At 30.4% G+C, this 21,369-nt stretch carries 18 protein-coding genes; 2 read left to right on the top strand and 16 right to left on the bottom strand.

Annotated features, from left to right (window positions below; genetic code table 11):
* Nucleotides 1-45 precede the first annotated feature (45 nt).
* From IMX26_RS16065 to IMX26_RS16000, 14 genes are all read right to left on the bottom strand, one after another.
* Nucleotides 46-825, bottom strand: a complete 780-nt coding sequence (locus IMX26_RS16065; protein WP_195159370.1) for a class I SAM-dependent methyltransferase — start codon at nucleotides 823-825, stop codon at nucleotides 46-48.
* A 70-nt stretch (nucleotides 826-895) separates the two neighbouring features.
* Nucleotides 896-1,474 carry a helix-turn-helix transcriptional regulator gene (locus tag IMX26_RS16060; protein WP_207729297.1) on the bottom strand — a complete coding sequence of 193 codons (579 nt, stop codon included), beginning with the start codon at nucleotides 1,472-1,474 and terminating at the stop codon, nucleotides 896-898.
* 101 nt (nucleotides 1,475-1,575) lie between these two features.
* Nucleotides 1,576-2,424 (bottom strand): AraC family transcriptional regulator, encoded by an 849-nt coding sequence (locus tag IMX26_RS16055; RefSeq protein WP_195159368.1) that lies wholly within the window; start codon nucleotides 2,422-2,424, stop codon nucleotides 1,576-1,578.
* Between the two features lie 63 nt (nucleotides 2,425-2,487).
* On the bottom strand, nucleotides 2,488-3,777 hold the full coding sequence (locus IMX26_RS16050; RefSeq protein WP_195159367.1) for an alpha-L-fucosidase: 1,290 nt from the start codon (nucleotides 3,775-3,777) through the stop codon (nucleotides 2,488-2,490).
* Between the two features lie 281 nt (nucleotides 3,778-4,058).
* A complete protein-coding gene (locus IMX26_RS16045; RefSeq protein WP_195159366.1) occupies nucleotides 4,059-4,910 on the bottom strand; it encodes a GNAT family N-acetyltransferase in 852 nt (283 codons plus the stop codon).
* The gene (locus IMX26_RS16040; RefSeq protein ID WP_195159365.1) at nucleotides 4,910-5,518 is read right to left on the bottom strand and encodes a TetR/AcrR family transcriptional regulator; all 609 of its coding nucleotides are present in this window, start codon (nucleotides 5,516-5,518) and stop codon (nucleotides 4,910-4,912) included. The genes IMX26_RS16045 and IMX26_RS16040 overlap by 1 nt, the downstream gene beginning before the upstream one ends.
* A 176-nt stretch (nucleotides 5,519-5,694) precedes the next feature.
* Nucleotides 5,695-6,555 carry a methionyl aminopeptidase gene (locus tag IMX26_RS16035; protein WP_195159364.1) on the bottom strand — a complete coding sequence of 287 codons (861 nt, stop codon included), beginning with the start codon at nucleotides 6,553-6,555 and terminating at the stop codon, nucleotides 5,695-5,697.
* Between the two features lie 229 nt (nucleotides 6,556-6,784).
* Nucleotides 6,785-8,560 (bottom strand): aminopeptidase P family protein, encoded by a 1,776-nt coding sequence (locus IMX26_RS16030; RefSeq protein WP_195159363.1) that lies wholly within the window; start codon nucleotides 8,558-8,560, stop codon nucleotides 6,785-6,787.
* A 211-nt stretch (nucleotides 8,561-8,771) separates the two neighbouring features.
* Nucleotides 8,772-10,160 carry an MATE family efflux transporter gene (locus tag IMX26_RS16025; protein ID WP_195159362.1) on the bottom strand — a complete coding sequence of 463 codons (1,389 nt, stop codon included), beginning with the start codon at nucleotides 10,158-10,160 and terminating at the stop codon, nucleotides 8,772-8,774.
* Nucleotides 10,161-10,538: 378 nt separating this feature from the next.
* Nucleotides 10,539-11,177 (bottom strand): histidinol-phosphatase HisJ, encoded by a 639-nt coding sequence (gene hisJ, locus IMX26_RS16020; RefSeq protein ID WP_195159361.1) that lies wholly within the window; start codon nucleotides 11,175-11,177, stop codon nucleotides 10,539-10,541.
* A gap of 4 nt (nucleotides 11,178-11,181) precedes the next feature.
* Nucleotides 11,182-11,910: a DUF2161 family putative PD-(D/E)XK-type phosphodiesterase gene (locus IMX26_RS16015; protein ID WP_195159360.1), complete on the bottom strand. Its 729-nt coding sequence runs from the start codon at nucleotides 11,908-11,910 to the stop codon at nucleotides 11,182-11,184.
* A 271-nt stretch (nucleotides 11,911-12,181) separates the two neighbouring features.
* On the bottom strand, nucleotides 12,182-14,563 hold the full coding sequence (locus tag IMX26_RS16010; RefSeq protein ID WP_195159359.1) for an ATP-dependent DNA helicase: 2,382 nt from the start codon (nucleotides 14,561-14,563) through the stop codon (nucleotides 12,182-12,184).
* A gap of 188 nt (nucleotides 14,564-14,751) precedes the next feature.
* Nucleotides 14,752-16,701, bottom strand: coding sequence for an S-layer homology domain-containing protein (locus IMX26_RS16005; RefSeq protein ID WP_195159358.1), 1,950 nt, complete (start codon nucleotides 16,699-16,701; stop codon nucleotides 14,752-14,754).
* A gap of 274 nt (nucleotides 16,702-16,975) precedes the next feature.
* The gene (locus IMX26_RS16000) at nucleotides 16,976-17,563 is read right to left on the bottom strand and encodes a TetR/AcrR family transcriptional regulator (RefSeq protein WP_195159357.1); all 588 of its coding nucleotides are present in this window, start codon (nucleotides 17,561-17,563) and stop codon (nucleotides 16,976-16,978) included.
* A gap of 229 nt (nucleotides 17,564-17,792) precedes the next feature.
* On the opposite strand from IMX26_RS16000, the gene IMX26_RS15995 reads away from it, so the two are divergent.
* A complete protein-coding gene (locus tag IMX26_RS15995; RefSeq protein ID WP_195159356.1) occupies nucleotides 17,793-18,968 on the top strand; it encodes a hypothetical protein in 1,176 nt (391 codons plus the stop codon).
* A 73-nt stretch (nucleotides 18,969-19,041) separates the two neighbouring features.
* On the opposite strand, the gene IMX26_RS15990 is transcribed toward IMX26_RS15995, so the two are convergent.
* A complete protein-coding gene (locus IMX26_RS15990) occupies nucleotides 19,042-19,761 on the bottom strand; it encodes a hypothetical protein (RefSeq protein ID WP_195159355.1) in 720 nt (239 codons plus the stop codon).
* Between the two features lie 188 nt (nucleotides 19,762-19,949).
* Nucleotides 19,950-20,651 carry a hypothetical protein gene (locus IMX26_RS15985; protein ID WP_195159354.1) on the bottom strand — a complete coding sequence of 234 codons (702 nt, stop codon included), beginning with the start codon at nucleotides 20,649-20,651 and terminating at the stop codon, nucleotides 19,950-19,952.
* 151 nt (nucleotides 20,652-20,802) lie between these two features.
* On the opposite strand from IMX26_RS15985, the gene IMX26_RS15980 reads away from it, so the two are divergent.
* A complete protein-coding gene (locus tag IMX26_RS15980) occupies nucleotides 20,803-21,363 on the top strand; it encodes a TetR/AcrR family transcriptional regulator (protein ID WP_195159353.1) in 561 nt (186 codons plus the stop codon).
* Nucleotides 21,364-21,369: the final 6 nt, after the last annotated feature.

Here is a 21,369-nt window from a genome sequence, read left to right as displayed (position 1 = left end):
ATTATAAAGGTGGGTCTTAAAAAGCCCACCTGATACAAAACATAATTATATTTTAACTGCCCAAAAAATTGATCTTGGTAATTTATGTTGATATGGCTCACAGTTATAGTTACCGTAATGATTTATAATTCTAAAGCCATTTTTTAGTAACCAGCCCTGAACTTCTGCTGTGCTAACAGGATGTTTTTGCTGAATATAGCTGCACTCTATTACCTCTTTATTAGGCTTTACTACTTTACAATACCTCTCAAACTTGCAAATACGTTTTTTAACATTAAAACTAATTAACTTACGAGTAGATTCTATAATAGAACCATCTTGAGCTGTTCCGCAAATAGACCTATGAGTTATACCAGTATCCTGCCAGTTTTTTGCTAAATCACCTTCCATATGATCATTATCTACATATAAGTAACCACCAGCTTTAAGGCTTTTTGCAGCTTTCTTTATACAACTTTCTTGCTCAACTGGTGTAGCCAGTTCATAAAAACAGTTACATGCTAGTAATACCAAATCAAAACCTACCGGCCATTGTTCTTGTATAACATCTTGGCATATTAATTCTACTTTATCATTTATATTTAACTTAACTATTTTGAGCTTAAACCAATCTAACATACCTTTTGCTTTGTCTAAACCTGTTACAACATGTTCATCTAAGGCTAAGGGTATTGATATCCTTCCTGTGCCACAAAAAGGCTCTAGTATTTTATATTTATTATTCTTTATAAGCTTTTTCAGCAAAATAACATCTTTTGTGCCTGTTTCTATTTGGTCGTAAATATCAGCTATATAGGTTTCTACATCATACATATTATTTCTCATTAAGATCCTCCTAAAATATTAACACCTCACTATAATTAACATTATATTTTCTTATTAATCATTCACTATTCTATTTAGGTTGTAGAAAAAATTTTCTGGTAATGTATGCGTAATAAATAGCTAACGGACTAACAATAATTAGTTGTTTAGCTAATCCTAGAGTATTAGGTATTAATACTCCTAAAATACATGCAAAAATAATTATTAACATATCGCTAAGAATTACCTTAATTGTTTTATTTTCATCTTGAACCAAAGTGTTTTTTATAAGTAACAAACATCCTCCTATAAATGCTACTGCAATCCAAAGTGTTTTCGGATGTTGTACGTTTGATACCGGTATGCAAAAAAAACCTAAAATAGATGCAAAGCTTGTTAAATATGATATAACAACTAACATTGGTATTTTAAATTTTATACTTTCTTGTTGTAACGTTTCGGCTTTAATCACATCACTACTTACTAATTCTTCAACTGATATATTAAAAATTTTCGCAATTTTTAGTAAATTATTTGTTTCTGGCTTAGATAATCCGTTTTCCCATTTGGAAACTACCTGCCTACTTATACCTAATAACTCTGCTAGATTTTCTTGAGATATTTTATGTTGTTTTCTTAATTGTTTTAACTTTTGAGATATATTAATCACTCTCACCTCCATACTTATTGTAGTGATATTTGTAGTTGTTTACTACCAACCACAAAAAAAATTTTGTCAACTAGAGGTTGCAATCTTAAAATATATTATATTTATATACTTTTAGTACTAAACTCTCTGTTAGTGTTTCTTTTTCTATATAACCGCGGTGTTAATAAAGTATAGCTTTTAAAGACCTTAGAGAAATATGCGCTATCTTTAATTCCCACACTTACAGCAATATCTGTAATACTAAGGTTTGTGTTTATCAGTAAACTTTGAGCTTTATAAACTCTTCTTTGGTTAATATAATTAACAGGTGATATTCCTAAATATAATTTAAATTGTTTTATAAAGTAATTAGGATGAAAGTGCACTTGTTTAGCTAAAAAGCTTATTTTTAAATCTTCAGCTAAATGTTCTTCAATGTATAACATAATATGATTGATCCAACTAGATGATTGTGTTAAATTTATATTTAAATCAATTTCATTGTTATCTAACATAAATGCTAATAAATTTAGCAAAATTGCTTTAATTTTTAGGCTTGAACTTAGCTGATTACTTTTATTAAGTTTATAAATAGCCTTAAACATATTACTTATTTTTGTAAACTGTTTAACATTAAGCTGCAATATAAAAGGCAATTTTAAAATATCAAAGAGATTTAGCTCACCTATTTCAGCAGTAAAATGACACCAGTACTTTGTAAAATAATTTTTATTAACGCAAGAATAAGATTGCAGTATATTAGCAGGCATATATATTAGCTGAAATTTTTGGGGGTATATTTCAACATCACCAATTTTTAACCAACCTTCTCCACTCTCAATAAGGTAAAGCTTGTTGAAACTAGGAATGTAATTTATATCTCTCCAATCCTCATTAACAGTTAAATAACCACCTGTTAAAAAGTTAACTTTAATATTATCTAGGTATTTTTTAATTAAAGCTTGGTTCATAAGAACACCCCCTTAGTTATTTTATCATAAGCTAAAGGGGTGTTAGGTTTAATTTATAATTAATTATTTCAAAAATACCTCTATTACAGGAACCTCCACATTTGGTTTACGAACAGGTAGTTCAAGAGATACTGTATTTTTACCCGTTTGAGGTGTTAACATAGGGTAACTATCTTGAACTAGTTGGTTAAACTGCACCTCTGAGGCATCATTAAGTAGCTGAGCATATTCAATTTTACCAGCCATATTATCTAGGTGCAGGTATTTAAAAGGCCAGCTAAATAAATGAACATACAGCCTATTTTTTTGCGCATTATAGGTTAAGCGACAATCCTCTGGACAAGTATATTCTGGGGGAGCTTGAGTACAGCCATAAATTGCTCTATTATGGCGTTTCATCCACTCACCAATGCCTTTTAGCCTACTAATAGCTCTTTCATCAAACTCTCCTCTACCAGTTGGCCCTACATTTAATAGCAAGTTTCCACCTTTAGAAACTGAATCAATTAACATTTTAATTAACATTTCTACACTTTTCCAAGAGTATTCATCTCTATAATATCCCCAAGATCCACTAAAGGTTTGGCAGGCCTCCCACACTACGGGCTTACCATTAACTTTTAACCATTCTCGAGGCTGATATTGCTCTGGGGTTTTAAGGTCTTGGTCAATCTCTAAACGATCATTTAGTATTATATTAGGTTGTAACTCTCTTACTAATTCTATGAGCTTTTCACTCTGCCATACCTCTTTACCTTTACCCTTAAAACCTTCTTTAGGGTCAATAGAGAAATCAAACCACATAATATCTATAGGACCAAACTTACTTAATAGTTCTTTAGTTTGATTATGTAAATATTCAGCATATCTTGTTAGATTTCTATTAATATCGTTGGCTTTATATTGTGAATTATCTCTCATAGGGTGATATATGTCTGCTGTATAATCTTCATGATACCAATCTAATAAAGAGTGATAAAAACCTACTTTTAATCCTTCATTTCTAAAACTCTCTACCATTGGTTTTAATAAATCTTTACCATAGGCAGTATTTGTTGATTTGTACTTAGTATACTTGCTATCCCATAAACAAAATCCTTCATGGTGTTTAGTGGTCACTACAAAGTACTTCATACCAGCATTTTTAGCTAATTTAGCCCAAAGTTTGGGGTCATATAAGTCTGGATCAAAGTGTTTAAAGTATTTATTATACTGCTCTTTAGAGATTTTTTCGTAACTCTGAACCCACTCATGACGTGCTGCTAAAGCATATAAACCCCAGTGGATAAACATTCCAAATCGATCTTGGGTAAACCACGAAGTATCACCCGGTGTTTTAGTTGGAACAAACATCTTATTACCTCCATTTAACTTGTAGTAAGTATCTATAATTATAAAAGATTATTAAAATTATTACCTGTAATTTATTAAGCTTTTATTGGAAAATAATAAGATGAATTTTTATTAGTCTCAAATTTAATATAAATAGTTTATAACCCTAGTTAAAGCTTTAAAAATCAAATTCAATATTAATAATGTAATATTTTATGCAACTTAATAGCTTTACTAGCTCTAATTTTGGGTTTTCAAATAACTATTTAAACTTATAACAATTATAAGTTTAAGTTTTTTGCTTATTTAAGCAGTTTATACATCTCATACTGTGAAAACTGCTCAAACTTCATATTAAGTTTATTGCAGAATGTATGTAATAGTGAATTGTTGGCATAAAAGGCTCTCCAGGTTTTACTATTTAAATCTATTGCAGACTTTTTAAGCAATGCCTTAGCAATGCCCTGCAATCTATAATTTGGATGTACCCATATATATATTATTCGATCTTTAGTAGCAACTAATCCCGCAATAATTTTATTGTTTTGTTTATAACAATAGTATTTAGCAGGAGATTCTTTAAAATAGGTGAACTGTCCTTGCCAAGGTAAGTGACTAAAATCTACTTTTCGTAGTTTTAGTATTTCATTATAGCTACTATCTTCAATTTTGTTATAGATATCTACATTTACATCTTTAAAGGGTGAATCAGTTAATTCTAATTTACGGTAGGTTAAGTTATATATTATTTCGTAATTTAATTTTTTATAAAACTTTATAGCCCTATCGTTATTACTGAGCACTTCTAAAAATAGCTGTTTGCAATTAAGCTCTTTTGCTAATTGCTCATGATGTTGCATTAAATCTTTAGCAACTCCTGTTCCTCTTTCACATGCAACAACCGCCATACCACCACATCTTAGGGTTTTTAAACACTCTCCTGTCTTTATACCACCTAACACTATACCTACTAGTTTATTGTTTTTTAGTGCTATAAAAGAGTATTTTCTATCGTTACCTTCTGCTCCAAAGAATCTATTTATAAATGTTGGCTTGTCCATATTAAATTTTATTATGTAATCACTAAAGCCCTCACGAAAAGCCTCAAAAATTTGCTGATCGCTTACCTCTGAACATTTTTTTATGATATGCATTATTTTTGCCTCCTTAAGTTGCTGAGAAATACTTCACAAATAACATCTATTTGCTGATCGGTTATTGGTCTACAAAATGGTCCCGAAACTAACGCAACTCCAATAATTGTACTTACTATACAATAGGTAACTAAATCTAAATTAATATCTTTTATAAAAACTCCTTTAGTAATGCCATTGTTTATTAACTGAAAAAAGTCTTGTTTAAAAGCAATTCGTCTTTTATTAATTATTTGCTCTATTTTAGGATTTTGGCGGGGTAGTGACCAAAACTCTGAGGATAAACATATCCAGTTACGGTATTCAGTATTTTGGAAAGGTTTTAATCTCATATACAAGTAATCTTTAAAGGCTTGTTCGGGATGGTTATTAAAATCTATTCTTTTTATCAGGTCATATTCCATAAAATCAAAACGTTCTTCTAGTGCTAAAAAAATTTCGATTTTATTTTTAAAGTAGTAAGCTATTTCTTGCCTACTGACATTAGCTGCTTGCATTAAGTCACGTAAACTTGCGGATGAATAACTTTTTTGTGAAAATACTATGTAGGCTTTATCTAGTATGTGGTTTTTAAGCTTTGATTTTTTTCTATATAATTCTTCTTGCATCTTCTCCCCCCTAAATTTTATTGTTGCTACAGCCATTGTAACATTTACCACAATAGTAGGACAATAGCTAGATATGGGTGAAATAGAAAGCCCTAAATAATTATTTTATTGTTAAATATTAAAAGAAATCGCCTATAGCGACTCCTCTTAACATTATTTTAGTAAATACTTATATATTATGTTAGTATTTCTGCACCGGTTTCAGTTATTAAAATTGTATGCTCCCACTGAGCAGATAACGATTTATCATGTGTTACCACAGTCCAATTATCCTTTAAGGTGTCGCACCAAGGCAAACCTTCATTAATCATTGGCTCCACAGTTATTGTCATGCCAGGTAATAATATCATTAGCTTTTCATTGGCATTAAAATGGGGAATGAATGGCTCTTCATGAAACTCTAACCCTATACCATGACCGCCATAGTCTTGTACAACAGAAAAACCAAGTGAATTTGCATGTTTTTGAATTGCTTTACCAATATTATTTATGGGCTGATAAGGTTTAGCATTTTCAATGCCTAAATACAAACACTCTTTAGTACATTCAATTAGTTTTTTTGCTGTTGGAATAACATCTCCGACCATATATGTTCTACTTGCATCAGAAAAATAGCCTCCAAGAATAGTAGATATATCTACATTAATTATATCACCATTTTTAAGTACTGTATTTCCAGGTATTCCATGACAAATTACTTCGTTTATTGATGTACAACAACTCTTAGGATAACCGTTGTAGTTTAAGGGAGCTGGAATTGCCCCATTTGCAAGGGTATAGTCATATACAAATTTATCTATTTCTTGAGTTGTAATACCTGCAGTTATTTTACTCTGTAGGTTATCTAATATACTTGTAGTAATAACAGCACTTTTTCTAATTCCTGCAATTTGCTCTTTAGTTTTTATTAGTGCTGTTGGTGGTAAAATGTATCCCTCTCTCACTAAGGCACTTAAAACGCTATCTTTTTCTATATGACAGTGTTTATACTTTTTACCACTACCGCACCAACAAAAATCATTTCTATTTAATAACATATTACTTTCACCACTTAACTGATTTTAGTTATTTGGTATCCTACCTCTCTCTTTAAGTAATTATTAAGTTATTGTATTTTTATTAGTATATTCCATTTGCATGTTAACGTAAACCATTTAATCTTATTTAACTTAATGATTTTACGATATAAAATATATGCATATGATATTATTAATATTTTTAGCTATATAAATAGGAACGCATTATGATTATATGCGTTCCAAATAACTATTTAATTTCTTTTGTTAACTCAGCCAAATACTCTTTTTCTGGAGTACTTAAGTATGGAGCAAGATTATTATAGACCTGATTATGGTAATTATTTAACCAACTTAATTCTTCTTTGCTTAATAATTCTGGCAATACAGGTTTAGTATCTATAGGAGTCATTGAGATGGTTTCTAATTTATAAAACTCTCCAAACTCTGTTTTTTGATGCTCTGCAACTAACACTGTATTTTCTATTCTTATACCATGACGGTTATCTTTATAAACACCTGGTTCATTGGTAATAATCATACCTAGTTTTAAAGCAACGTTATTTTGACCACATCTTATGCTATGGGGGCCTTCATGTACACCTAGTAAAAATCCAACGCCATGACCTGTACCACATTTATAGTCTAATCCATTGTCCCACATAGGTTTACGGGCTAATATATCTAAGTGTGGTCCACAAGCACCCCTTAAAAATTTAGCCATTGCTAAGCCAATATGAGACTTAAGAGTAATTGTATAATCAAATTTTTGCTCATCACTTAGCTCTCCTAAAGCATAAGTACGAGTAATATCAGTAGTGCCATCGTAGTATTGACCACCTGAGTCTAGTAATAAAAATCCGTTAGGTTTAAGGTATGAAAAATTTTGCTGTGTTGCAGAGTAATGCATCATTGCAGCATTGCTTCCATAACCAGCTATAGTATTAAAGCTTTCTCCTATATAAAGGTCTTGCTCGGCTCTTAATTCTTTAACTTTTTGGGCTACACTTAGCTCTGTTAAATTGCCACTGTTTACGTTTTCTAAAAGCCATTTATGAAACTTAAACATAGCAACACCATCTTTAATATGACAATTGCGAAGGTTTTTAATTTCTGTTTCATTTTTAACAGCTTTTAATCTGGTTGCAATGTCACCTTTTGCAACAGTTTTAACAGTGTTTTGTAACGCCTTAATCAGTGATACACTGGTGTACGCTGGAGAATAAAGAATTTTATTTACACTAAGTCCATTAAGGAATGGCTGAATATCTTCGTACCTATGAATAGTAACCCCATCATTAATTAAACTAGTTAAAATACTCTCGGGAACTTTACTTTTATTAATAAATAAGTGGCTTTCATTTTGGGTTATTAAAGCATAAGAGATTACTACCGGGTTATACTTAACATCATCTGCTCTAATATTAAAAATCCAACAAATATCATCGAGGTTTGGCACTAAGTAAGCATCTGCTACCAATTTACTCATTTCTTGGAGTATTTCTTTTAGTTTATCTGTATAAGATTTTCCAGCATACTTAAGCTCTAACGCAAAAACCTGAGTAGCTGGAATGTCAGTTCTGTTGTGCCAAATAGGGCTTATTAGATCATGCTCATAAGAGATTTTTAGGTTTTTTAGTGCAAAAGCTTTATTAAAATTATCATAACTCTTCATCGACATTACATTACCATCAAAGCCAACACATTGCCCCTCTGCTAAATTATCTGTAATCCATTTACTAATAGTAGGTACACCTTGCAAACCCTGCTTAATTAGCTCATATTCGCTTCCTTCTAGCTGCTTTAAGGCCTGTACATGGTATCTTCCATCTGTCCACAATAGGGCTTTATTTTGAGTTATAACAGCCGTGCCAGCCGAGCCAGTAAATCCTGTTATCCACTCTCTGCTTTTCCAATGATTTGCCACATATTCTGATTGGTGGGCGTCAAAACTAGGTATTATGTAACAATCAATATTTTTTTCTTTCATAAGAGATCTTAATTTTGCAACTCTTTGATTAATCATTTTTACCCTCCTGGATTTCTTTTCTCTATGACTATTATGGTAATAATATGGTTAAAGTGCAATAGTTATTTTTAAAGATATTATTATTATTTAAATAAAATGAATATATTTTGAATATTATAAGAAAAACTGGCTCAAAGTAAATTACTTACTTTGAGCCAGTTTTAGGCGGAGGAAATAATCGAAAATAAATTATTTCCAAAAGAATAAACTAGTTAGGATCTGTAGCACACAAAAACTCTGTATTGACACTGTAATTTCTTAAATTATTAAACTCTTTTTTTACTAATACAATTACTGCAAGTATTATTACAAAGTCTATCAAAAAGGTTCCATAATAAACCCACTGAATTCCAAACATTCTTGGCAATATCATCATTACTGGTACATAAAATATTAGCTGACGAGCAATACCAATAATAGCTGCTGGTTTACCTTTATTAATTGCAGGATAAAAAGTCATCATCATAAACATTACTGGTAGTATTGGCAAGAGCATCATGTGCACCCTAAAGTATAATAACGAGGCAGCATCAAATACTCGTGAAGTAAACATTAAACCCAGTACTGCTTTGGGGGCTGCCATAATAATAAGCCAAAATGGTAACATCATTACAGTAGCGCCAATTGCAAATATTTTAAAGCTCTTAATAACCCTGCCGTATTTTTTGGCTCCATAGTTGATACCTATAACAGGTTGTAGAGCTCTCATAAGTCCAAAAACTGGAGTTAAGAGCAAAGTAAAGATTCTATAAATTGCCCCATAAAGAGCTAAGTCGTATGTAGTACCTATTCTGGATATGGCATTAAATACTACTATGGCTTGTATAATACTCATTACAGACATAATAAGAGATGGGATTCCCATAGATAAAATATCTTTTATAACTTTTTTGTCTTTTTTTATAGCAAAGGCATCAGTTTCAAAGGAAGCTTTACCCCTCTTAAAGTAGTATAAACCTACTACTGTATAAACTAACATACCAAGATTTGTACCCCAAGCGGCACCCTCTACACCCATGCCCAGAATTACAATAAAGATATAGTTGGCAATAACATTTACAACTAAACCAAAGCCCATTATAACAGCGGCAGATTTCATTTTACCCTCAGCACGAACAATCATGTTTCCGGCTAAGCCATGTACCCAAAATAAGGTACCAATTACGGTAATTCTAAAATAGGCATTTCCTAAGGCTAATATTTCGCCTGTTCCACCCATTACTCTAACCAACGATTTAGAGAATAACAAAGCCAATATAATATAAACTATGCTAACTAAAATGCTAAGATAATTTACATTTCCTAATAGCTTTTTTTGAGTTTCTTTATCGTTTGCCCCTAGAGCAATACTAAGAGCTGAACCAGCACCTACACCTATTAGTGAACCCAAACCTAAGGTTAATTGAGATAAGGGATACGCCAGCGATACACCCGCTAAAGCAGATTCGCCTACAAATCTACCTACAAATATGGCATCAAATACTGTATTTAACCCGTATAAAACCATTGCAATAACAGCTGGCCATGATATATTAATCATTACCTTCCACAGGTTATTATTTAATATCATTTTCTTTTGCTTATCTTTATTGTTCATGTATTCACACTCCTATTAAGTATATTCTGTTTGATAATCTTATTGATAATTATTATCAATATATACATTGAGTTCATTATAATATATATGCTAAGCAAATACTCTTCCATTTGGTTGAAAACTACTCCAAAAAGGGCACAAATAAATTTTAGTAAATTTATTTGTGCCCTTGGTTTGTATGAATGAAACTTTTTAATAGTAAGAGATTATAGAAAGGTTTTACAGATTAGCTTTAGTCTTAAATTTTTAGTTGTTATCCATTCCCATTTATCGTTTTATCGTTTTTCAAACAGGATTCATGTGAGTAGATATAATATATTCTCCAATCTAATGAATACTTGTCATAAACGACACGTATTACTTAATACATAAGTTTATTTACTCATAATAACCCATACCTAAATGATCAACACAATGAGCATCAGATCCATATACTTTAGGAATAGTGTACTTATCTGCTAGTTCTAAAAATAAGCCACTTGGATAGGTTTCTCCGCAATAAGGCTTACGTAAACCTGTCATATTATAGTCTATTTCATAGTTATGTTGTTTTAACTCTACCATTACTTTTTCTAGTAATGTTTTGTTAGTATAATTGTAAGGAACCTTTTTATTAAAAATGCGAATTAATGTTGGGTGTGCTATTCTTTTAGGTTTATGAGGGCCTAAATTTACTTTTATAGATTTCAGCATGGTATCAAAATACTTATCATAAAGCTCTCTTACCCCTCCTAACATATCAGCTAGTTGCATAAACCTTTGTGGAGACTCATCTAGGCAGTAAAACTCTCCCTTAATTTTTAAAAAATGAATAGCTAATAAACCATCTTCACAACCATATTCATTTAACAGGGTCTTAGTAAACTCTTCATAGCCTTCAAGAAAATGTTCTGTAAATGTTATTTCTTGTAGTCCTATTTTTAAGGCTTTTTCTATATACATTTCATAGCTATCTTTACTGCCATGGGGGCAGATAGGGCTATGAACATGTCCATCTTTTACTACTTTTTTGTTCATATTACTATTCTCCCTTGTTAATTAGCTCTTGTTGTATTTTATTGTTATAAAACTCTGTTAAGCTACTATATTGATTAAGGGCATCTCTACCAGCCTCACTTAGCTCATATTGTCCCCTTTTAATTCTTGTGTACCAGCCATAAAAATTCATATTAAGAATAGACAAGGTTTTACTTCCGGTCCCTATATTTCTGAGCTGTTTTGGAGATAAAACTCCAAGCTGTTTTAAACAGCAGGCGATATGTAAGCAGTTTTCTTTATAAGCAGTCATTAATTTTTTGCCTTTGCTACCACCTACATTATAGTTATTGTTTCTACCACTTACTTCGCAGATAATACTATTCTTTTTCCGTTGAGATAACCTCTTACTTTGTTTTCTGTTAAAGGGCTTAGGGTGGTGAATTACTTGAACTAAGGGTTTTTCAGCTGTAAAAGACACCACAATTACACCCAGCTCGAGTCTACGGGTTAAATACAGCTTGTCTTTCCATTCTCTGTAGTAGGTTTTTTTAGGGCGAGGCACAGCTAGGTAAACCAAGTCTGTTAAACGTTGTCTTTTGGCACCTTGTATTAAAAGCTTCATGTTTAAGGATTTTTTAAGTTCAATCACAATTAACTCATTATCTTTTACAGCAGTAACATCTAAAGTTTTTACCTCACCATCTACTTTATAACCAAGCTCGGTAAAGTAATTGTAAATTGGTAAATATAAATCTGTTTCTTTTATGTTCATTTTTTTATCCTAATTTTAATTGTAGTTATAGTATGTTAAACATTTAAACCTATTGTGTAAAAGCAAAAGACCTTACCTAAACAACATAGCTACAAACATAACCATTTTTGCTGTACTAGCTATAAATAACTTTACATTTAATATTAACATATATTATCTAAAGTGATAATAGCCTGTAAAATACATAGCTTGCCCTCTTTATAAAATAACAAGTTAAAGTCCACAATAATATAATAAGTTATTAATTTGGTCTTATAAAACTAAACCAATCCTAAACTTTAATACTACTATTCCAAAAATCAGTAACTAATTTTTTTATGTTTGAGCCATCTGTTACATACCTAGCGTATTTCCATTCTGGAGGAAATAGTTTTTGGTAATAATTATGGGCAAATCTGGTATCTATTAAAATAACAATCCCTGTGTCGGTACTGGTTCTTATCACTCTGCCAGCTGCTTGCAGCACTTTATTCATCCCAGGATACATATAGGAGTATTGAAATCCTGTGCCATATTCTTTATCAAAATGTTGCTTTATTAAGTTGCGCTCTAAACACAGTGAAGGTAACCCTACACCAACAATAATAGCTCCACTTAACTTCTCGCCTTTTAAATCAATTCCTTCGCTAAACATGCCCCCCAAAACTACAAAGGCAACTAAGCTATGCTCTAGGTTTTCATTAAAAGCATTTATAAACTCTTCTTTTTCGTATTCGTTAAGATACCTCTCCTGCACCATTACCTCTATACTTTCATTTACTTGTTGAATATATAATTCATAAACGTCTAACATATATTTATAAGAAGGAAAGAATACTAAATAGTTTCCTTTTTTATTATTCACAGCACTGTGTATAGTGTTAACAACTTGTTGATAAGTGTGCTCTCTATCTTGATACTTTGTGGATATTCCTTGGTTCACTACTAAACAAAGATTACTAGCATTAAAGGGAGCTGCTAGACTCAAGCCATAACTATTTTCATCACCACCTAATATTTTAACAAAGTAGTTTATAGGCGTAAGGGTAGCAGAAAACAATACAGCTGAGCTGGCATTATTAAGGTAGTTTTTAAGGTTATTTGAGGGGTCTAGGCAAAACAATCTCATTATAAGCTCGTCTTGTATTTTTTCATATATGGTTACATAACGCTCATCATATAGCTCTATTTTCTTTAAAAAATCATAACAGTCAAAATAAAACTCTAATAATGCATCAAGATGTTGCCAATCTACTAACTGCGCAAAAATTTTTTCGGTTCTATGAATAACACCTCTCACTAAATCCACAAACTCTTCGTTATAATTCTGCTCAACAATTGTACTTGTAGTTTCACATACTTTTCTCTGTTCTATTAACAGCTTGTTCATTTTATTTAGGTATTTATATAGAAACTTATCTTTATCTTTTAGCTTCTTTTTTTGCTCTAAAATAGCTTTTTTTGATATTGAACTTGAGTACATACTGCGAGCTCTATCAACTAAATTATGCGCCTCATCTATTAAAAATATATAGTTATTGTCTCCATCATAAAACCAGCCATTTCCTTCAACAAAATAACGCTTTAAAACAGCGCTTGGGTCAAAGGCATAGTTATAATCACAAATAATACAATCGCAATATAGTGATAAATCTAGCGTTAATTCATACGGACATACAGTAAAAAGCTCAGCATACTGCTGTATAACATCTCTATTATAGTGATTGGTGTATTTTAGTAAAGCCAATAAAGCCTCATTTACTCTATCAAAGTGTCCTTTAGCATACTTACAATACTCTGCATCGCATTTTCGTTCACAGTTTAAACAAACTTTATCTTTAGCTGTAATAACAATTCGCCTCATAACTAACCCATGCTGTTCAAGTAAATAAAATGCCTTTTCAGCAACATCTCTACCTATTGTTTTGGCCGTTAAATAAAATATCTTACCATTTTGTTTGGCCAGTGATTTAACCGCAGGAAAAATAGTTGCCATTGTTTTACCAATACCTGTTGGGGCACGTACAAAGAGTTTTTCTTGCATAAGAATAACTTTATAAACACTACTAACTAGTTTTTTTTGCCCTTTACGATATGAGCCAAACGGAAAAACCAACTGCTTAATGCTTTGTTCTTTTAGACAGTTATACTCCAGTTGCAGCTTAGCAAACACTAAGTAACTCTCTAGCGCTTTTCCTACAAACTCTCGTAGCTCGCTTACCTCGTATTGTTTATTGAACTGTTTTGTTTCATAATTATTTAACTCTACATAAGTTAATTGAACTATTATTTGGTTTAAGTCATTTTGCAAAGCATACATTAGGGCATAAACTTTGCACTGCGCCCAGTGTAATAAACTATAGTCTTCTGTTATTTCGGCTAAATCTATTGCCACAGATTTAATCTCAGTTATAGTAGGTATGTTATCTTTAAAAATTCCATCAATTCTGCCATTTAACTCGATATTAGTGTTTTCTATTGTAAATTCATGTTTAATGGTTATCTCCGACTCAAAATTTATATACTCATTTTTAAATCTTTTTTGAATTTTTTGATGGGCTTTAATGCCATCTACGGCTCTATTGTTGCTTAAAAATACTGATTTTATATCACCAGACTTAAAGGCAAATTGCACAAAATCACCAACAGAAATTTTAATTTTATTATTTATCATTTTTACACACCTACGAAAATATGTTTGCTTTTATTGTAACATAATATTAATTATTACTCTATTTTATAAACATAGCTTTATTGGCTTTAGGAAGTTCTTAAGTTTTTAAAGCCTGACCCCATTTATTTAATAAATAAAAAGCCCTAAGAATATTCTTAAGACTTTTTTGCTATCTTTATTAAGTTATTTTACTTAAACTTGCTAAAGAAATTATACATTATTATATATGAATGTTCATAACTTAAATGTTGTTTCGGAGCAAACTTATTGTCACCTACTCCATTCATTATTTTATTTGAGGCAACAAAGTTAACACCAGATTTTGCCCATGTAAACATTTCATTTTCATCTGTAAAGTTCATATTCTGAGAGCTTGTCTCTAGTTCTAAAGTATTTGCCACATTTAAGAGAATAGCAGCTGCTTGTTCTCTAGTTATTAAAGCATCTGGATCAAATAGTTTATTGCCTACCCCACCCATTATTTTTAAGCTTTTAAGATTAAATATACGTTTATCGGAGCAATCATAGTAGGGATAGTTAGACCTTGTACGTTCTTGTACACTACCATCGGCAGCGGGAACACCCGACAAGCTTCCACACATATACCATGCTACCGAAACACCTTTTTCTTCACAGTACTCTTTAAGGCTTTTACCTGTTTGTTTTTCTATTAAGTTTGCTACCAATAAAGCAAAATCTTCCCGAGTTATATCTTTGTGATATAATGCTAAAAATCTATTATCATCTGGTATAATGCCAGCCTCTTTTGCTTCATTACAGGTATTAACAGCATAACTATGTGGAGCTTGTGGAGTTATTGCTCCCCATATATTGGTTAAAGTAGCTGGTGTTACACTCTTAGTAGTTTTTACTAACACCTTATTCAATAACTCTATCTTTTTAAGTAGTGGCATGTCTGGTTTTTCCAAATAATGTTTACGAAAACCCCAATTATTGTTTTCTGATAACGCCTCAAAAAGTGTTGCAAAATCCTCAAAGTAGTTTGTTAAACTATATCTTCTTATAAAGTAATCATCATGTTTATCCGACCACTCATCTTCATTGTATTCTAAGCCATCATTTATGCTTGTCCATTCACTTTTAAGTTTATCAAAACCATATTTAGCATGTAGATACTTATGTACATAGTGTCCCATTTCATGGGCTATTACCCAGTCACCAAACTTACTTGTGATGTCGGGGTAATAATATAAGGTTACTCTATTGCCTTTATCTGAAAAAGCTCCACCTAGTCTTGTTTGTTTGTAAACAAATTTCACATAGGTGTTTATGCCTTTAGATTTATAGTATGAGGTTATTTCTTTTATTAAACCCTCTGGAAAAGTTCCATACATTCTCTCTATCATGCTTAAAGCATGTTGCTCTTTTAAAAAGCCCTTTTCAATACTAATTTTAAGCCCATATTTTTCCTCTAAACTGGCTTTACTAATACTAGGAAATTTGGGTTCATAATTATCGTCTGTACTAACTTTATCTTCAAATTTTTTGCCTAAGAGCTTTGTTTCAGCACCTTTTTTTATATCATTCATAAGTCTTCTGGCTTCGGTTTTTGATACAATTTGAATATAGGTCATATCCTGAGGATAGTGTGATAAAGGTAAAAAAACTGTTGCTACATAACTTTTACCCTTATGATGGCTCAATTTTAATTCTGAAAAATCCACAGGTTCATCTTTACTAACAAAATGGTCAAAGTCTTTATTTACATAAAACTCTCCATATTCAATCCAGCCATTTTTATGTATGCTTTTTGTAGTAGAGCTACTATATCTCTTTTCGTATTTAGAGACTTCTGTAAAACCAGTTGACATTTCAGTATCTTTAAAAGTCTTGTCGGGAACTAAACCTAAAAACTCAACCTTAATTGATCCACCATCTACTATAGGGATGATACACTTTTTATTATCATGCTCTTCTTCTTTAATATATGTATTTACCTTCCCATCAGATACCTGAGTACCAACAACCCCTGTAAGTGTTATTCTGTATTTTTGAACATCTCCCCAATTACTAACAATTCCTTCCCACACAAGTGTGGCATATTCATCTTGTTTTGCCATCGCTACATTGGGAACAAGTAAAACTAATAATACTATAAACGCAATTATTCTCTTCATGAATATAACTCCTATTTATTTTTTTTAATAAAGCTATATAGGATTCTGTATGTCTCCACCTAACGCAACAGTGTAATAATTCTTTATTTTTTAACGCAAAGGTATTATATTAAAATTATCCAAAGTTCTATATTTTCATTTTTACTTAGTCCCTCCATACTTAGCTCTTTGATTCACAGATATATATACCACTAATACATTAATCCTAAACATGATTAGCTATTATTTTATCATCTAAATTGTCTTATTCTATTATACTATAATTAGCTACAAATCATATTATTAAAGAATTAAGATAGTCTTTTAAAATATAGTATTTCTCAAAGCTATCATTATTAGATAAACCATAGTGTATACATATTCCAGTATCTATTAATGCAATATCAGCAATGATTTCACTAGCAGATCTCTTATTTGTAAAATAATTATTTGCCTGTGCTTTAATCACAATTTGCATTGCTTTATTGAATATTAACTCAGTTGCTCTGGCTTTAGGCTTTTTACGCATGATAATTTGTTTACCTAAGGCAGTTTTTAAATATGATTTTCCTCCTATCTCTTTAATTAGTTCATTTTTCTGTTGAATAAGATAAAGTAGTTGCTCATCTGCTTCAAGTTTCTCATTTATATTATTAATTAAGTTTTGATATGGCTGAAGAAAGATATCTGCTGCATTGAGTACTACATCTTCTTTGGAGTCATAGTATACATAAAAAGTTCCTGCACTTACACCAGCTTTGTTTACAATTTGCATTATTTTTATTTCTTCATATGCATGTTCTTTTAAAAGTTGAAATGTGGCATTGAATATTTTTTTCTTAGTTTCTATAGCCTGAAGTTCTTTTTTAGTTGGTTTTTTCAATACTCAGAAATCCTTTCTTTTTTTAGTACATAAAATAATTTTTACTATTATAAATCTAATAATTTAAGTAATAACATAATACCTTAAAAATAAGATTAATCATATATATAATTGCTTATCATAACTATTTAAATTCTCTTATTGACATAATGAAACTTTTTCAATATTATTATGTTGAAAAAGTTTCATAATAACAATTACTACAATAAGGCTAAAGAGGGTGAATATAATGTTTGGTAATTTAAAAGAACTTCCCATTCCTAATGGTAAGTATAATGTTGGCATAACTCAAATTGATTTTGTAGACAAAAGCAGAAAAACTGTTTTTGGTTTTAAAAATGAAGGTGTTAGAAAAATTCCTGTTAAATTTTTTTATCCAGCTGATAGTATTAAAGGTAACACTAGCGCACCATATACTTTTCCAGAGGCAATTGAGCCCTTAAAAAAAATGACTCTAGGATTATTGAGCAAAAAAATAACAAAAACTAAAACCCATTGTTATAAAAATGTTGCAGTATCAAACAAGCAAAAAAATTTCCCTGTTGTTTTTTATAATCACGGTTATTCATCATATGCTATGCAAGATACTACTTTGTGCTCAAACTTAGCAAGCTCAGGATTCATCGTGGTGTCACTTGCTCATCCTTATGAATCAAGTGCTCTTAAATATTTAGATGGAAGCATAATAAAGATACATAAAAGTCATCTTAAGAATTTAACAAAGTCTCCAAAAGGCTATAAAAAATATATAAAATCAGTTTTTAAAAAAAATTGCACTTACTCTAACAAAGAGGCTATGGAGATTGCTGAGGTTTTGTTTAAAAAGTATAATTGTAAACTATCTAATCATGTAAAAATATGGGTGGATGATTCCATATTTATTGCAAATGAACTCGAAAAGCTAAATACAGGCATTATTGAATCTGTATTTAAAAATAAACTTAAACTAAATCTGGGATTTGCAATAACTGGACAGTCATTTGGAGGTTCGGTTGCTGCTCAAACATGTTTAGTTGATAACAGGTTTAAATGTGGCATAAACATTGATGGAGGCACTTATGGAGATTATCTATATAAAGACTTAAAAAAACCTTTTATGGTTATCGGTACTAATATTATGCGAGATACTTCAAGAACTACCTATATCTATAATTCAGAAGATAGCTATATGGTATTAATTAGTGATACAGCTCACTACGGTTTTTCTGATGCTTTATTTACTTGCAGACAGTTAAATATTTTAAATGTACTGGGAAAAAGAGATAAATTTGAATTTCATAATATATATAGCCAATACCATTTAAACTTCTTTAAAAAGTATTTGCTTAAAAATAATACTGTTAATTTAAATAACTTAAATTATAAAGGTGTAGAGTTTTATTATAAAAAGAATAGCAAAATTTAAGAGTCAATCTATCAAGTATTAAACTAATAAGGGGTCACAACCCAAAAAGTTAATTCGGTTTATGACCCTAAAATTATTCCATAGCCATTCTTAACATTAAGTATTCTTTATCTCTATTGCTTTTTAGCTTTCTAAAGCTCTTAGAATGTGTTAGTAATGTATTAAGTAATAAGTCTATTTTTTTCTTGAGAGCACTGCAATTTTTACCCACAAGGTTACATTGATATCCTGTTACAGAGATTTCAGATAACAGCTCTACAACGGTAGCAAAATCCTCAGCATAATTTGTTAAACTATACTTACGTACAAAGTACTGCTTATGTTGGCTTGTCCAATTCTTTATACCGTATTTTAAGCCGTTATTTAAGTTAATCCATTCGTTTTTTAATTTTTCAGAACCATGCAGGTCATTTAGGTATTTATGTACTAAATGGCCGAGTTCATGACCAATCACCCATTCTCCAAATTGGTCTTTGCTTTGAGGATAGTAGTAAAGAATTATTTCTTTGCCATTAAAATAAAAACTACCACTAACCATAGACTCTTTATTTAAAAACTTTACATAGGTTTTTATACCACAATTTTTGTAGTAAGTAGTAATTTCTTTTATTAAGCCTTTTGGAAATGATGAATATATTTCATTTAACATTTGCAGTAAGTCATCATATTCACATGGTTTATGTTGTGCAGATATTTGTAAGCCAAATTTTGCTTCTATAATTGACTGATGTAATAAACAATAACGAGCCTGTTCTTCACTAATGTTATGCAAAACTATACCTTTTGTAAGCATTATTTTCTCCAACTCTATGTATGCAAAAATACTTACTGCTTTTTTTATCTTGTATACAGTATTTTTTATTAACCTAAAAAAGTATAAATAGTAAACATGTTTATGTCAAACATAAAAACTTTATTATTAGCATTTTACATAAAATAGTTAAGGTAATTATTGTACTTTTAGCTCACATGTTAAAATTATCAAGATTTTTTGGCAAGTTTATTATTTTTAAATTTATTTTCATTTTCTCTTTTAAACTCACTATATCCCATATAAACAATCCACACATATGCTAAAGTTTTAGGAATCATCAAAGCACCAACCCAGCTTATAGTTTTAGCCCATAAAACTACAGGAATATAAAATCCAAAAGACAACACAATTGCTAACCACATAAATTTAAATTGACTATCGTTTTGGCGATTAGATTCAATATAAAACAGGATAAGAATAATAAATCCCATAATTGCAAAAGGTAGGTTACGATATATACCCCAACTAACAGGCTGAAAATAATTAAGCCAATCATTTTGAGGCAAAAAGCATATTAAAATTCTAACAATAGCTAATAAATAAATAGTATTTGATAATATTTTTTTACCAGTAATTTTATAACGCATTCTCCAAACTAAATATAGCATAACATAAAAAACTGTCATCGATATTGACGTAATAAATTTACCCACTCCTAAGGCAACTGCATTGGCTTCAAGTCCAGTTGTAAATAAAGCATAAGATCTTGGTATAAGATGAAACGCGTCTCCTGTACCTAAAACAATAGCCATGATTGCAAAAAGTCTATCTGTTTTATTGAACTTAGATTTTTTAAACATAATAATACCAAGAGATAGTACTGATGTAAGGTATGCTACATTAAAGATTGTTTCCATTATTGCTTGCATTGGCTTTTCTCCACTTTTATAATATTTGTTATGCTCTCTAATTATACTTTCATGTGTAATATTACACACATGAGTGTAATTGATAAATTAATTATAATGATGTAAAGTAGTTTTGTAAAGTTTTTTATTATTAAATTAAAGAGAGGTTATTATGAAACCATTAAATAGAACTGAGAAAAGAAAGCAAGAAACAAAAGATGATATCATAAATGCAGCTATAGAATTACTTAAGAACACAAATTCTACGGATCTAAAATTAGAGAGGGTCGCAGAAAAAGCTGATGTAACCAGAAAAACGATCTATAATCACTTTTCAAGTAAAGAGAAGCTACTCAGTGATATAATTAATCCTATGTTAGAGTATTGTATTGAATGTGTTAGAGAAATTAATGCAGAGAAAATTACAATTAACGATATCGCAAATTTATGCCTTAAAATATACCGAAAATATGGTTCAAAACTTAACTTAATGTATAACATTAATTTTAATAACTTAAAAATTTCTTATGATCTTCATAAAAAATATACAATCTTATTTATTGACCTTTTTAAAAGAATTGAAGACTTAAATTATCATAAAGTGAATCATAAAAATGCAGCTTTTATTGTATTTAAAATGTTTGTACCATTATTAAATAGCCTTAGTAACTTAGATGATTACGAAAGTTTATTCAATAATGCATTATGTGGTCTTTTAAAAGGTCTCGAATAATACATC

The sequence above is a fragment of the Clostridium sp. 'deep sea' genome (assembly GCF_014931565.1).
Taxonomy (GTDB): Bacteria; Bacillota; UBA994; order PWPR01; family PWPR01.
The sequence above is the reverse complement of the archived record's forward strand: the minus strand, read 5'-3'. Positions and strand labels throughout refer to the sequence as shown.